Origin of the sequence: Streptomyces sp. NBC_01214, from assembly GCF_026340975.1 — a bacterium.
Classification (GTDB): Bacteria; Actinomycetota; Actinomycetes; order Streptomycetales; family Streptomycetaceae; genus Streptomyces.
This window is the reverse complement of sequence record NZ_JAPEOS010000001.1, coordinates 1,912,095-1,925,078: the sequence shown is the minus strand read 5'-3', so window position 1 is coordinate 1,925,078 and position 12,984 is coordinate 1,912,095. Positions and strand designations below refer to the sequence as shown.

Sequence of the window (12,984 nt, the reverse complement as noted above, 5' to 3'; positions counted from 1 at the left end):
AAGAGAGCGTCCACCTCATCAAATGCGGATGAACCACACCGAACCTAGACTGACCGAGGCATGAACCAGTCACCTACGAGGGAGACCACGACCATGGCCAAGCGAGGCAACAAGCGTCGGGCCCGCAAGAAGAAGAAGGCGAACCACGGCAAGCGCCCCAACGCCTGAGCGAACCACCCGAAAGACCCCCGACCGCGACCGGCCGGGGGTCTTCGCAGGTCGTTCCCCCTTCCCCTACATACGGGGACGGAGGCGCCCCGGCACACGTCGGCGCCGGCACCGAGCCCGTCAGGCGGCGGACCCGTCAGGCGCCACAGGAGCAACCGGCGGCGCTCGGGGCGAGGTTCCCCGCCCGGGCGGTGCAGCAGGCGTCCGGTGCACCCTCGACGCCCTTGTCGAGGACGTCGGCATCTCCCTTCACCACGTAGACCTCCCAGGGCTCCTTGCCGGGGCCGGTGACCCAGACCTTGTCCTGGAGGGCGTAGCAGCACGAGGTGTCGTTCTCTTCGAAAGTGGCCAACCCCGCGTCCTTCAACCGGGTGGTGGCTGCGGCGACCTGTTCGGCGGCCTCCACCTCCACACCGAGGTGGTCGAGCCGGGTCTCCTCGCCGGCCTCCCCTTCGATCAGGACGAGCTTGAGCGGCGGCTCGGCGACGGCGAAGTTCGCGTATCCGGGGCGGATCTTCGCGGGTTCGACGCCGAAGAGCTTCGAGTAGAAGGCGATGGATCCTTCGAGGTCGGCGACGCGCAGGGCGAGCTGAACACGGGACATGGCGGTCTCCCTGATCTTCACGATCTCATTCTGTTTCGACATTCATCGATACAAGCTGATGCCCTCGAGGTTGCCTCTGAAATAGATGGCTGTCAACATAGACAGATGTCGATGTCGAATTCAGGGCTTCCCGTGATCGGTCAGGACGATCAGGCCGCGTGCTGCTCGCCGATGGTCCGCGAGCCGCTTGACGAGGAGGCCGCCGCCGCTCTGGCGAAGATGTTCAAGGCCCTGTCGGACCCGGTGCGACTGCGCCTGCTCTCGTTGATCGCCTCGCACTAGGGCGGGGAGGCGTGCGTCTGCGACCTCATCGGCCCGTTCGACGTCTCGCAGCCGACGATCTCCCACCACCTGAAGGTGCTGAGGGAAGCGGGCCTGGTGGGCTCGGAGAGACGGGGCACCTGGGTCTACTACTGGGTGCTGCCCGCCGCCCTCGCCCAGCTCTCCTCGCTCCTCCAGGCCACCGACGAAGCCGTAGCGGCCGGAGTGGACCGAGCGGCCGGGGTGGCCTGAGTAGCCGGGGTGGTCGGAGTGGCCGGAGTGGCCGGAGTAGCCGGGGTGGCCGGGTGACCGCACCCCTACGGCGTCGCGCACTGGGCGAGCTGGTCGGGACGGCCGCCCTGGTCGCGGTCGTGGTCGGCTCCGGCATCCAGGCCACCGAGCTGACCGACGACGTGGCCCTGCAACTGTTGGCCAACTCCCTGGCGACGGTCTTCGGCCTCGGCGTGCTGATCACCCTCATCGGCCCGCTCTCCGGCGCCCACTTCAATCCGGCCGTAACCCTGGCCGCGTGGTGGACGGGGCGCCGGGGTGAGGACGGACCCGACCTGCGCGACGTGGCGGCGTACGTAGCCGCGCAGGTGGCCGGAGGCGTCAGCGGCACGATCCTGGCGAACGCGATGTTCGGCGAACCCCTCGCCCGGCTCTCCACCCACGACCGGTCAGCCGGTCACCTCTGGCTCGGCGAGGTCGTCGCGACCGCCGGCCTGGTCCTTCTCGCCCTCGGACTGGCCCGTACCGGTCAGCAGCGACTCGGCCCGCTCGTCGTGGCGTCCTACATCGGCGCGGCGTACTGGTTCACCTCCTCCACCAGCTTCGCCAACCCGGCCGTGACGATCGCGCGCGCCTTCTCCGACTCCTTCGCAGGCATCGCCCCGGCCTCCGTACCGCCGTTCGTCGCCGCCCAGTTCCTCGGCGCCGCCGTCGGCGTCCTCCTGCTCGCCGCCCTCTTCGGCCGCCTCCCGGCGCCGAAGGACCGCGCGCGCATCTCCACCGGCGAGCACGAACTCACCACCACCGGCCGCTGATCCACCTCGACACAGAAAGCCCCCACCATGACCACCACCGCCCCCTCCGTGTTGTTCGTCTGCATCCACAACGCGGGCCGGTCCCAGATGGCCGCAGCCTTTCTCACCCACCTGGGCGGCAACCGGGTCACCGTCCGATCGGCCGGTTCCGCCCCCGCCGACACCGTGAACCCGGCCGTGGTCGAGGCCATGCGCGAGATCGGCATCGACATCTCCGCCGAAACCCCCAAGATGCTGACGGCCCGGGCGGTTGAGACGTCCGACGTCGTGATCACCATGGGGTGCGGCGACGCGTGCCCGTACTTCCCCGGCAAGCGGTACCTCGACTGGACGTTGGACGACCCCGCCGGCCAGGGCGTGGACGCGGTCCGGCCGATCCGCGACTCGATCGAGGAGCGGATCCGCGGCCTGCTCACCGAGCTGGGCATCGAGGTCCGGGCGTGAGCGCCGGCGTGACGGGTCGCGCCTCCCGTCACTGCCGGGCGAGGAACCAAACGGTGCCGTTCGGGCCGGTCGCACTCAGGACGGGCTTGTCCACGGTGCCGCCGGCGACGTGCAGCATGACGTTGTCGGGGCCGGGTATGCAGCGTGCGGTCCCGCTGCCCCGGAGCAGCCAGACCTGGACCGACGTCGACATCTGCGGGTGGTCGAGGGTCCAGTCGGCTTCCTCCGAACACGTTGCCGACCTCAGGGTGTAGCCCCCCCGCCCGCCAGGTGAGCCGCTCAGCGTGAGGATGACGTCGCGCTCGCGGGTGGTCCAGGTACCGGAGTAGTCGACGTCCTCCGCCCCCGCCCCCGAGAACATCGAGACCGCCAGCGCGACGACGGACAGGGCGACCGCTGCCCGGCCGGCCCCGTACGCGGCCCCCGCGCCCGTACCTTCCGGCTCCGGCCGCTCGCACAGGAGGCTCACGAACATGCCGATGAGCGGCGCGCAGAGGGCAACGGCACACCAGGCGAACCAGGTGCCCATCCCGGCCGACGGCAGCATCAACAGGACCGCCGGGATGGCCGTCGCGGAGGTGGCTGCCCACCAGGCCGCCCCGGACTTCCGGCGCACCAGCGCGATCACGAGACCCACGATCGCCCCGGAACCGGCTATGAGCAGTACGCACATCGCAACAAGGACGTTGGTGTAGTCCGGCGTCAGGCTGGTGGGTTCGGCGAGTGCGAACCCGACCCCCAGCCCCACCGCCTGGGCACCGAAGACCGACCACTGCGCGATGCCCGGCCGAGTCCGTGCTGGAACGCCTTTGCCGAGCCCGTCCACGGCACCCCCCGTTTGAACAAGTTCAATTGACGCGCGCCACACTACCGCCCCACACCCGGCCCCCACGATGACCCGCCCGGGCAGACCCCCGAACTCCGCGACACAAACGGCCGCCGAGGACGCCCGCAGGCGCTCGCGGACGCCCGCGGACGCCCGCGGACGCCCTACAAGCGCGCCCAGCCTTCGCCGGACGCGAAACAGTCTCAGCCTGCGGACCTCCGCGATCCGTTGCCGCAGGACGTCGGTGATACGGAGATGAGGAGGCGGCCGGACTGGGACGGGGTGCAGGCAGGAGCGCCGGCCCGGGCGGCGGGGCCCGCAGCGAGTGCCTTGATGAAGTGGGGGACCCCTTGGCGTGCTAATTGCCCGTGGATGCGAGGGCGATGCGGTTGGCGGCGATGCGTTCCGATAGATCGCTCAGTAGACAGGTGATCCGGGCTTCAGGGAGTGGACTGAAGTCCGATACCTCGCGGGCTTCGGGGATGTAGTTGAAGGGGTTGACGTCCCATCCGGGGATCTCGCTCCAGCCGGCTTGAACCTCGGCCGCATGCCCGTCCACTGAAGACACGCGTAGCCATGCCGTGCACTGGTCTGCGAAGTCGTAGGGCAGGTAGGCGGTGCCACCCAAGCTGCGAAGCCCATCAACCTGAGTGATCCACTGCTCGAGCAAGCGCGCGAGTGCTCCGCCCAGGTCGTCCGTGTCCGTCGGATAGAGGTTTATCGAGAGATAGGACGAATCGCATATGTACTCAAAGGTGTCGATGGTCAACTTGAGGTCGTCATAGGAGCGTGCCTCGGGGAGACGATCGAATCTCAGGGCAACTTCAGGCACAGCCGGTCCCTTCGTTGTGTGCTCGTGGTGAGAGGGCGGCCGTCGTGGCTGCGGACGTGCGGGCCCGCGCCATCCAGGGCGCCGAGGAGGCCGATCGGAGCGCCTCGGGCATCTGGGCCACGACCTCGTCGGGGGATCGGTCGGGCAACCGCGGCCGGTTCTCCCGACCGTGTGCTCGGTCCGGTCGGACGGCTTGCAGCGGAAGACCAGGGCGACGATACCGGGGGCGGTGTGCATGTGAACCCCGTGAGTTCGTCCACCTCGTCGTCGATGCCCGGCCCTTCCCGGCCCTTCCCGGCCCTCGCGGCGTACGCCGGCCTCCGGGAACCCGGTGAGTTCGATGACTCCGCCGCCCGGAAGTCCCAAGCCCCTTTGTCCGCACGACGGATCGCCGGGAGCCGGCCGTCCTCGCGGAGCCCGTACTCATGTTTCCGTCCCGGATCGTGGTGGAGATCTTCGGGCACGCGCAGATCGCCGTCACGACGAACGAGTCCGCGGACATCAGGCACATGGACCCGCTGCTGCGGCAACGTGGCGAGGACCGGCCCACGAGGTCAGCGCGGGGATTCGACCAGGCCGGTCGCGATGAGTTCCTTGGTACGGGCGACCGCTTCCGCGATCTCGAGGTGCCGGCCCGCAGGCGGATAGAAGTCGACCGCGCCGACCGCGCCGTGGTTCGCCCACAGGCAGGTGGTCATGGGGAAGGTCTCGAAGACGTTCTTCTGGCAGGTGATCGCGGCCGTCTTGGTGGTGACCGTCTCCGCCTCGCCGACCAGGGTGCGTTCGTGGTCCTCCGCCAAGGATTCGGTGTACACGGTCTTGACGGTCTTGAGCGGGTCCGGAACGGCTCCGTAGAGGTCGTACTCGGCCGCGATGTGCGGTGCCGCTACCGTCCGCCCTCCGACGGCGAGACTGATCCGGTCCGGCCCGTGGCAGACATAGTCCTCGGAGTCCTTCTCCCCCTTGTGCTCGGACAGGGAATCGTCCTTGTGGGCGTTGAGTCCGTACCGGATCGAGCCGCGCTTGCGGTCACAGGTCATGTTCTGGACCGTCGGCACCTGGGACTTGTCGTACCGGATCCCGGTGTCCTTGCCGAGCGGCTCCGACTCCGGCTTCGATGCGTCACCGCCGCACCCCGCGAGCAGCAGAACCAGTCCGACGGACCCCACGGCGCCCTTCAATCCGCGCACGTTCGCGCCCCCTCGCTGCTCACACCATCTGATGATCAACTTCAAACCATAGGCGAGCACCGCCGGTTGTCCGGCATTCGGCTCCGGGGACGGGCGAGCAGCCGGCGTCGGGTGCCCTCACTCGCCGTCGCCGCGCTCCAGGACCAAGCCGACGGAGCCTTCCTCCAGACCGTTGCCGTCTTCGAGGTGCAGGTGGCTCCCCTCGGGAACGCCGTCGCCGGCAAGCACGAGCAAATGCGCCGCAAGCGTCCTGAGACCCGCGGCGTTCGCCTCGATGACGACCTCACTCCCGAGGCTCCGCACCTCGATCCGCGCGTCCGCCTCCCACGTGAAGACGTGCGCGACACCATCGGTCACGACCGTGACTTGGGTGCTCTCGACGGGTGTGCTGTTGGATCCAGGGCTCATGGAGCCCATCGTGCCGCCCGTACGCACAGCTCCGGAAACCCGGTGCCTGCCACGCGTTTCAGCAGGTCAGGGGCCCTCCGATGTCAGCAAGGGGCTCAACTCCTTCACCCGGGTGCGCAAGGACGCCGTCCTTCGGGTGGTCCGATTGCACGACGTGCAGCGCGCGGACATAAGGCACGTGGGCCGAGCACTGCGCCGTCGGCGGCCGACGGGGTGGGCGACTGCCGTCACTTGGAACCGCCAAAGGCCCCCAACCGTGATCGGTTGGGGGCCTTTGCACTGGTGGGCGCGGACGGTTTCGAACCGCCGACATCTGCTCACCCGTGGATGTCAGGGGCAGGCCGCCCACCAGCTCACTTCTTCTTGCGAAGCTTCCACATCTTGGCTTCGGCTTCCTTCTTCTTCCGCTGCGCCACTCCATAGCTCGACCAGCCGCCCTGGTGTAACTGACACCGAGAGCTGTTCATGATCGCGGGCTTGGTGCACGGCCGCCCCTTGCTTGTCATCGCCCCACACCTAGGCTGAGTCATCCGCCCCCACCTGCTTCCAGCGTCGTCGACCATCGGACCCCGGGATGGTCTCGCCAAGGAAAACCTCTGGGAAGGCGCAGACAAGGCGGACAGGAGCACCGCCGGCACACGACGACGGAGGCCTCGCGCGTCTCACTCGTTTCACCAGGTCAGGGGCCCAGGAGCTGCGTCGTTCGCTCCTTCAGTCCACGAATAGGCCGCAGCTGGCGCCGAAGCTGGGGACGGCTATGCCCGTCACTGAAAGCCCACTTCGGGCGCAATCAGCCGCATCTGACCCGTTGCTCTAGGCAGGGCGGCTGCTGTCGGGCGCAGGCTACGCCGAGGCTCCGCTAGAGATCTCAGTTCGGCTGTGGCTGCTGGCACCTCGCTGCTGTACTGCTACTGGCAGCGGGACCTGAGGGGGACAGATGCAGTGGTCGACGATTGCGGCGACAGGGGTGGGCGCAGTGCTCGGAGTACTAGCCACCCTCGTCGCTGATCAAGTGCGATGGCGTCGCGACTTGACGGAGAGGGATCGCGAAACGCTGCGTACCGCGTTTACGGAGTACCTGACTGCCCTATCTGAAGCCAGAGACGCATTCACCCGAGCGGAACCATCTCCCGAACGTGTGGGTATCGGGCACATCGCAATGGGTGAGCACGGCGTCTACACGGCACAGCATCGACTGGAGCTGGTGGCTGAAAAGCCGCTGGTCGACAAGGCTGGTCTCGCGATCCTTAGCGTGCTCGATTTCCATGACGTGGTGGTGGCCGGCCACGCCTCGGACTCGGGCGAGTACGTGCATGCTTGGCGGGCCGTCCGCCAGGCTCGCTCCGCCTCGATCGAGGAGATGCGCAAGGTTCTGAAGCGGCGTTGAAGGCGAGACCCTGCTGTCTGGTGCTCGCCCGCGACCGCCCCCTCTTGGGCATGCCAGCGATTAGCGGCTGACGGGGATCTCATAGACGACCTCGCACAGCGCGGCGGGGATGACAATATCTGCCGTCTCCACAGGCTGCCCCTCGTCGCTGTAGTACGTCCGCCGGATGTGCGTGACCAGAGCGGCCTTCTGGATCCCAAGGAGCGATGCCTCCTCGGCGGTCGCCTGTCGCGGCTCCGGCTGTTCCACCGCATGGCTCACGGTGATCCCGATCGCGGCCATCCGGTTCACGACGCCAACGCCCGCGTGCGGTCCACCCTCCGGAAGGACGATGAGCGTGCCTCCGGTGAGCTCGTACGGCTCCCAACTCGTCGACAGCTGCACTGGCCGTCCATTCGCGAGGAACTCATAGATCGTACGCACGCACAGGTCGCCCTCGGCGATTCCGAGCCGCGCCGCGATCTCGGCCGGGGCCGGCACCTTCGCTTCGGTCCGGCTCTCCCAGTTGCCCTGTTTGCCTAGGGCGTGCATGTCCGCCCGGAACGGAGAACCACCGGGCTGCCCACGAGCCGCGGACCGAACGATCCGTACGCGCCGACGAGCCTCGGCGACGTATGTGCCCGAACCCGCGCGACCCTCCAGCACTCCTTGGGAGATCAGTAGCTCCTGCGCCCGCCGGACCACGTTCTCGCCCACGCCGCACTCCTCGGCGATCTGGGAGCGAGAGGGGAGACGATCGCCGGCCGTCCACACGTGCTCCGCGATCCGCTGCCGCAGGACGTCGGCGATGCGGAGATAAGGCGGCAGCTCAGGCATGTGGAAAATCTAGTCCACTAGCTCTAATCTAGTTAACTAGCTTCACTCAACGTGTTGGATTGGTGACGGAGGCCCTCTGTGCCCGCTTCGGAAGCAAGGGCCGAGGACCTCGCCGCCCGGTTGTCGGCCCTCGGGCTGGCCACGCGCGTGGAGCCGCACACCACGTACACGTCGATCGAGGCGGAGGTACCGGAAGCGCTGCCCGCCGAATCGTGGCGGGAGGTCCTGGAAGTCGTGGCGGAGGCCGATCGATTCGGGCTCCTCGCCAGCAGCCTGACCGGCCGCACCCTCTGGGCCGCCGTAAACAAAGCGGTCCCCGCGACGGGCGATGTCCGGGGACCTGGCCATCAGCGATAGGAGCTGATCAGCGTGCACAACCGTATGGGCCCCACCACCGCCCGCACCAGTGGGCAACACCTCCCCACATCCCCACCTGCAACGCCCGCGGCGACGACTTTCCGTTCGAGCTCGTGCGTGATCGGCACACACCCCAAATGCGCCCTGTCGTCCCCCGCCACCGCGCCCGTCGGCGTCCCCGTGATCTACGAGGCCTGCGACTGCTACTGCCACACCCCGGGCGCTGCGCCGACACTGCGGCAGGTGAACCAGTGAGGGGCTGGGCTCCCAGCGGCGCGCTCGCCGCCAACATCGAGATCACTTCGATCAGCGTGCAACGTGGCGATGTCATCCAGATCGGCGGCCAACCGTGCCGTGTGGCCAACCTCGTTCAGCTTCCCGCCGGCGCCAAGCGACTGTTCTTCGAGTCGGGCGAGGTGCTGACGATGCATGCGCGGAGCCGACTCATCGCCCTTCGAATGATCCGCCTTATGCCCTCACGCCGCCACGTCATCGCCGACGACCTCCGTCACCAGATCTCGTCGGGCCAGCTCAAAGCTGGCGAACGTCTCCCCTCGGAGGCCCAACTCGCCACCCGCTACACGGTTAGCACGGCTGTCCCGCCTGGCCGACAACACCGAAGAGATCCAAATCGGATTGGGATCTGAGCTCCTGGCCCGCGCCAGCGACGTCCTCGCCGACTTGGACTCGGATCCCAGGGAACTCCGTCTTCTGGCACAGGAGCTGACCGAAGCTCTCCGAAACGCAGTCCGCGTAGCGACCAGCCGCGGACACCGCCTCCCGCGCCCATCCCCGTCCATCCACGAAGAACCGCTGTCGCACCCTAGCTAGCAAGAACTCTCACGAGATACAGGAAGCGGCCCCAGACCCAGTCAGGGGCCGCTTTAGTGCACACGGCTCCGGGGGCCCCGTGCGTCTCACGTGTTTCAGCAGGTCAAGAGCCTAGAAGCTCTCTATTACGTCCCGCCGGTCCACAAATAGGCCGCGAGCCCTGCCGTCCTGCGGTCGGCGACAGCTGATTTGTAAGCCGCCCTCTCCCCCCGAGCAACGGCGAGGCCCGTCGTGACGTACTCAACATGCATCTATGCATTGGCGCGCCGAAGCACCATCTGCGCCTTGCGCCTATCGAGTTGCGCCACAACTTGTTGATATTCAGCCTTAACGTCCGCAGGCGTATCCTGGCGATTGATCATTTTTACCAGAATTCTACGAGATCGCCAGAGCTTGAAATCTTCAGCCCAGTGCTCAAATTGTAGCTGCACCATCGGCGTCAGAATGCCAGTGATGGCGGCAACGCTAGGGGACGCCCATTTCAGAACCTGAGCCAGAATACTTTGCGGGGGGAGGCTCTGCGCTATCGATAGCAACAATGTCCCTCCACTCGCCCCGCCCACCGTGGCAACCCCCTTGGTTTTTTTCTGCGGCCTTCTTTGGGGGGGCCTTGCCGCAGTCTTTTTGGCGGGTTCAGGGAACGGCTCGGTCATGGCTACCCCTTTTTGAGTTTCGTACCCTCACCCTCATCGGCCAGCCACTGCTGGATCACCTGCATTGCCTGCCGTCCACCCTCTTCCGTGACCCTGAGGTGGTGTGACGCAGGCGCAGATTTCTGCCCATAGCGCTGATTGACGTGAGCCACTGCGCGCCTAAAGAGGGTGAAGGTCGCAGCGGCAAACCCCAAAGCAGAGGCAATTGAGGCTGCATAAATCCACCAGGACATTCACCCACCACCTTCACTCGAGTATTTTCACGAAACCAGAGTACCGGCCATTCGTTCCATTCGCCACTTTTTCATTCATTGATCCGGCAACCTGTGAATTTTGAACAGTCCCGAGAGGGTCAGGCACCTCGCAACCTCCACCAAAATCAATCACTCGCTACACATTCGCTATTCTGAGCGGGTCGACACGAGCCCCTCCAACTTGACGGCCGGATGAGCCCTCAGAAGATCCCGATGGCGATCAGGGGGCAGGCCATGCCAGCCGCATTGGCGGTCTCCTGCCATCGAATCCGCACTGTCTGGCGTGCGGTCGGCGGTCGGGTCGGAGAGGGGTCGGAGACAGGAGCGCAGGCTCGGGCGACGGGCGCGCTCGCCGCGCTGTGCGTGGCGGATGCCTTGATAGTGCAGGTCATCCAGCGGCCCATGCAGGCTGCGCCTGCCCGGCCAGGCCGCCCGAAGTCGCGGCCGTCTACCCTCGTGGTGTCAGCTGTCAACTGGGGGCGCCTCGAGCCGGCGTCGTCTGCCCGCGTGCGCTGGACGCAGCCGTCCACACGCAGACGCTGGAAGCGTACGGACGCGGGCTATGCGCGGCGCAGTACGAGGAGCTCATCGGATCGGCTTGATTAGCGTCAGGATCGGTCCGTTTCAGATGGGCTTGCACACTCCCTCTTCAGTCGTTGAAGGTGTTCCTCTACCCACCTACTCTCAGCGCGCTGCTCTGTCCGAACCCGCCGAATACCCTCGTCTGTGTGCGCAGTAGCAGCTTGCGTGGCCTCCTGGGCTATAGAGGCGTCCTGGACTTCACGAACCAATTGATCAAGAAGTCTCCGAACCTCTCCCGCCATGCTCTGCGCATCCATAAGAGTTGCCCTGACTGTCATTTTTTGTCGACTCTGCCGGAGCTGTCCTGACTTCCGTTCAAGAAATTTCTTCTGCTGCTCCAAGTGATCGCTCGCTTCTCGGAGTTCTGGAAGCAGCTCTTGGTACGGTGCGACCTCTGCCTCGACATCCCGCATGTCCTCAATATACAAGGAGGCGGCGTCCTCATCCCCTTCACGGACTGACGCCTTGGCCTTCTCGTTTAGATCGGCCAACCGCTCCTGAGCATTCGCAATTCTGATTTCACACTCCTTGAGGGCCACCAGTGTCTTAAAATGCTCGTTCTTGACCGACTCGACACCCTGGTCAAGAATGCTCAAGGCTTCAGTGACTTGGTCCTGCGGCTTGCCGTCGCTTACTGCCAATGCAGTATTGATCGACGCCAGTACACCTTTCAGGTATGCCTTCATGTCGTCCATTGAGCGAGCTTTCTTGTCCACGCTAGCTGCGGTTTGGGTGAGACAGTTGCTGGATGGCTTGACGGACATTATCGAGCGCCATGGCGGCATCCGCCGATTGGCTGGCTGATGTGCCATGGCCAGCGGCGATGGCGATCGTCAGCCCTTCGTGCGCCTCCTTGGCTGCTCGGGTAATCGATGCGAGATGGGCAGAGTCGCGATCGAACAACTCTTTAGCCTCAGGGGGAAGTTTCTTGTGCTGCCTGGAGATTGCTAGATTGGCTACAGCGGCGACCCGTTGAGCCGTCGACCAGACGAACTCTTCGCTTTGGTTTATTCCGTTCTCCAGCCCCTCGATCGCAGCCTCTAGAACGCCGACTTGAGGTGCATATGGAAGCCCCCTCTGGAGCATGAAAAGGCTGCTAGCCGCTTCAATCAGGGCCTTTCTCACTGGCCAGTTTGGGAGGGCTCGGAGAAGCTGCTCTACTTTCGAGTACTCTCTACTGGCGGCCCACTTTCGTAGGTCCTCATCAAATTTCGTAGGATGCTTGACTGCAGCCCTAGGGGAATTTTGAGCAGCTACGAGCGCAATGATGACGGCCACTAGGATGACTGCGGCCAGGAGTGCAAATTCCATCGATATCGCCCCCCTACCCAAGAGGCAGGTTTCCCCTAATTTCAAGCTAGCAGCAGTGGGTGAGCTCCGCGTGTTGATCATCCAGTCGCGCCTTCACGTGGTTCGGGGAACTGCATACGGGATTGGGAAACGTCAAGCCGTGGAGTCTCACCGAGCTGGGTGGCGGCGGCCGGGACCGTGACCGACGTGTAGGCGTGGGCAACGGCCGCCCGGATCGAGCGGTCGAGTAATCCGGTCGTGGCCCAGGGCGGCGGCGGGGTGTCTGGGCCGTCGGGTCCGTCGATGCGGATCACGGCATGGAAGTGGACGGCGCCGCGCTTCTGGAACTCGGCGACCTTGCCGTAGCAGACCCGGGCGACCTCCTTCAGCTCCCGTTGGGTGAGCCCGGCACAGGCGGCGATCTCGCGGCGCAGGCGGGTGGTGAAGCGCTGCCAGAGCTGTCCGGCGTGGTTGTTGAAGAGGACGGCGGCGGCGTAGTCGTAGGTGGCCGGGTCGAAGGCAGTGCCGAGTTCGGGGGCGTCCTCCTGGTGGTGCTTGCCGCAGCGGCACGGGCGGCCGGTGGGGCGGTTGTGGACCAGGCCGAAGGACGGCGCGGTGAGGGTGGCGAAGACGCGGGGGTGCTCGCGGACAGTGGCAGGGATGTCGCGGCGGTCGTCGCCCGCCAGCCCGGCCCGGATCAGGTGGTACGTGTCCCCGGAGTAAGTCCAGGCGCAGGCCGGACAGCGGGAGGCGCGGCGGTTGCCGCAGGCGATCCGGAGCCGGGCGCCGGGTTCGTTCTCGGTGGAGTAGCGGTGCAGCCCTGGCGGACAACCCGGATGCCGCGGCTGACCTGTTGGCGGCTCTCGTCGCCTACATGGCCCCAGGCTTTCCAGCCGTGCTGTCCGGCGGCTTCGGCGAGGTCGTGCAGGTGGGCGAAGGAGAGTGCTCCGGCGATGACGGCCTGGACGAGGACGGCGTTCGGACGGACCAGGCGGGGCATGGGGTTCACCTCCTTTCAGGCATGGGTGGGGTAGG

15 protein-coding genes and 4 pseudogenes are annotated in these 12,984 nt (G+C 66.2%); 7 read left to right on the top strand and 12 right to left on the bottom strand.

Annotated features, from left to right (window positions below; genetic code table 11):
• Positions 1-304: 304 nt before the first annotated feature.
• A complete protein-coding gene (locus OG594_RS09305; RefSeq protein WP_266602735.1) occupies positions 305-772 on the bottom strand; it encodes an ArsI/CadI family heavy metal resistance metalloenzyme in 468 nt (155 codons plus the stop codon).
• A gap of 171 nt (positions 773-943) precedes the next feature.
• On the opposite strand from OG594_RS09305, the pseudogene OG594_RS09300 reads away from it, so the two are divergent.
• From OG594_RS09300 to OG594_RS09290, 3 genes and pseudogenes are all read left to right on the top strand, one after another.
• Positions 944-1,285, top strand: a pseudogene (locus tag OG594_RS09300) (ArsR/SmtB family transcription factor).
• A 53-nt stretch (positions 1,286-1,338) separates the two neighbouring features.
• Positions 1,339-2,079, top strand: a complete 741-nt coding sequence (locus OG594_RS09295) for an aquaporin (RefSeq protein ID WP_266597065.1) — start codon at positions 1,339-1,341, stop codon at positions 2,077-2,079.
• 27 nt (positions 2,080-2,106) lie between these two features.
• The gene (locus OG594_RS09290) at positions 2,107-2,523 is read left to right on the top strand and encodes an arsenate reductase ArsC (protein ID WP_266597063.1); all 417 of its coding nucleotides are present in this window, start codon (positions 2,107-2,109) and stop codon (positions 2,521-2,523) included.
• Positions 2,524-2,551: 28 nt separating this feature from the next.
• Here OG594_RS09290 and OG594_RS09285 read toward each other — a convergent pair whose 3' ends face one another.
• The 5 genes from OG594_RS09285 to OG594_RS47040 form a co-directional block, all read right to left on the bottom strand.
• Complete coding sequence (locus OG594_RS09285; protein WP_266597061.1) at positions 2,552-3,349, bottom strand: hypothetical protein; 798 nt, start codon at positions 3,347-3,349, stop codon at positions 2,552-2,554.
• Between the two features lie 358 nt (positions 3,350-3,707).
• Positions 3,708-4,181, bottom strand: a complete 474-nt coding sequence (locus OG594_RS09280) for a hypothetical protein (RefSeq protein WP_266597059.1) — start codon at positions 4,179-4,181, stop codon at positions 3,708-3,710.
• Between the two features lie 554 nt (positions 4,182-4,735).
• Entirely contained in the window at positions 4,736-5,371 is a 636-nt protein-coding gene (locus tag OG594_RS09270; protein WP_266597057.1) for a hypothetical protein, read from the bottom strand.
• A gap of 117 nt (positions 5,372-5,488) precedes the next feature.
• Entirely contained in the window at positions 5,489-5,779 is a 291-nt protein-coding gene (locus OG594_RS09265) for a hypothetical protein (protein WP_266597055.1), read from the bottom strand.
• Between the two features lie 353 nt (positions 5,780-6,132).
• Positions 6,133-6,285, bottom strand: a complete 153-nt coding sequence (locus OG594_RS47040) for a hypothetical protein (protein WP_323185181.1) — start codon at positions 6,283-6,285, stop codon at positions 6,133-6,135.
• A 431-nt stretch (positions 6,286-6,716) separates the two neighbouring features.
• Here OG594_RS47040 and OG594_RS09260 point away from each other — a divergent pair, with 431 nt between their 5' ends.
• Entirely contained in the window at positions 6,717-7,166 is a 450-nt protein-coding gene (locus OG594_RS09260; RefSeq protein WP_266597053.1) for a hypothetical protein, read from the top strand.
• Between the two features lie 60 nt (positions 7,167-7,226).
• Here OG594_RS09260 and OG594_RS09255 read toward each other — a convergent pair whose 3' ends face one another.
• Positions 7,227-7,982, bottom strand: coding sequence for a GntR family transcriptional regulator (locus OG594_RS09255; protein WP_266597051.1), 756 nt, complete (start codon positions 7,980-7,982; stop codon positions 7,227-7,229).
• A 78-nt stretch (positions 7,983-8,060) separates the two neighbouring features.
• Here OG594_RS09255 and OG594_RS09250 point away from each other — a divergent pair, with 78 nt between their 5' ends.
• From OG594_RS09250 to OG594_RS09235, 3 genes and pseudogenes are all read left to right on the top strand, one after another.
• Complete coding sequence (locus OG594_RS09250) at positions 8,061-8,339, top strand: hypothetical protein (RefSeq protein WP_266597049.1); 279 nt, start codon at positions 8,061-8,063, stop codon at positions 8,337-8,339.
• A 117-nt stretch (positions 8,340-8,456) separates the two neighbouring features.
• Positions 8,457-8,594 (top strand): hypothetical protein, encoded by a 138-nt coding sequence (locus OG594_RS09245; protein ID WP_266597047.1) that lies wholly within the window; start codon positions 8,457-8,459, stop codon positions 8,592-8,594.
• A 203-nt stretch (positions 8,595-8,797) separates the two neighbouring features.
• Positions 8,798-8,932: pseudogene (locus OG594_RS09235) on the top strand (GntR family transcriptional regulator); the annotation flags it as partial.
• A 489-nt stretch (positions 8,933-9,421) separates the two neighbouring features.
• On the opposite strand, the gene OG594_RS09230 reads toward OG594_RS09235, so the two are convergent.
• The 5 genes and pseudogenes from OG594_RS09230 to OG594_RS09210 all read right to left on the bottom strand — a co-directional run.
• Positions 9,422-9,823, bottom strand: a complete 402-nt coding sequence (locus OG594_RS09230) for a hypothetical protein (protein WP_266597045.1) — start codon at positions 9,821-9,823, stop codon at positions 9,422-9,424.
• 862 nt (positions 9,824-10,685) lie between these two features.
• Positions 10,686-11,354, bottom strand: coding sequence for a PspA/IM30 family protein (locus OG594_RS09225; protein ID WP_266597043.1), 669 nt, complete (start codon positions 11,352-11,354; stop codon positions 10,686-10,688).
• A gap of 22 nt (positions 11,355-11,376) precedes the next feature.
• Positions 11,377-11,784 (bottom strand): hypothetical protein, encoded by a 408-nt coding sequence (locus tag OG594_RS09220; RefSeq protein ID WP_266597041.1) that lies wholly within the window; start codon positions 11,782-11,784, stop codon positions 11,377-11,379.
• A gap of 350 nt (positions 11,785-12,134) precedes the next feature.
• Positions 12,135-12,767: pseudogene (locus tag OG594_RS09215) on the bottom strand (replication initiator); the annotation flags it as partial.
• Positions 12,768-12,823: 56 nt separating this feature from the next.
• Positions 12,824-12,949, bottom strand: a pseudogene (locus OG594_RS09210) (DUF2637 domain-containing protein); the annotation flags it as partial.
• Between the last annotated feature and the right edge of the window lie 35 nt (positions 12,950-12,984).

Coding starts and splice junctions, on each gene's coding strand:
- OG594_RS09305 (WP_266602735.1), bottom strand. CDS start 772: ATGTCCCGTGTTCAGCTCGCCCTGCGCGTCGCCGACCTCGAAGGATCC.
- OG594_RS09290 (WP_266597063.1), top strand. CDS start 2,107: ATGACCACCACCGCCCCCTCCGTGTTGTTCGTCTGCATCCACAACGCG.
- OG594_RS09265 (WP_266597055.1), bottom strand. CDS start 5,779: ATGAGCCCTGGATCCAACAGCACACCCGTCGAGAGCACCCAAGTCACG.
- OG594_RS47040 (WP_323185181.1), bottom strand. CDS start 6,285: ATGACAAGCAAGGGGCGGCCGTGCACCAAGCCCGCGATCATGAACAGC.
- OG594_RS09260 (WP_266597053.1), top strand. CDS start 6,717: ATGCAGTGGTCGACGATTGCGGCGACAGGGGTGGGCGCAGTGCTCGGA.
- OG594_RS09255 (WP_266597051.1), bottom strand. CDS start 7,982: ATGCCTGAGCTGCCGCCTTATCTCCGCATCGCCGACGTCCTGCGGCAG.
- OG594_RS09230 (WP_266597045.1), bottom strand. CDS start 9,823: ATGACCGAGCCGTTCCCTGAACCCGCCAAAAAGACTGCGGCAAGGCCC.
- OG594_RS09225 (WP_266597043.1), bottom strand. CDS start 11,354: ATGGACGACATGAAGGCATACCTGAAAGGTGTACTGGCGTCGATCAAT.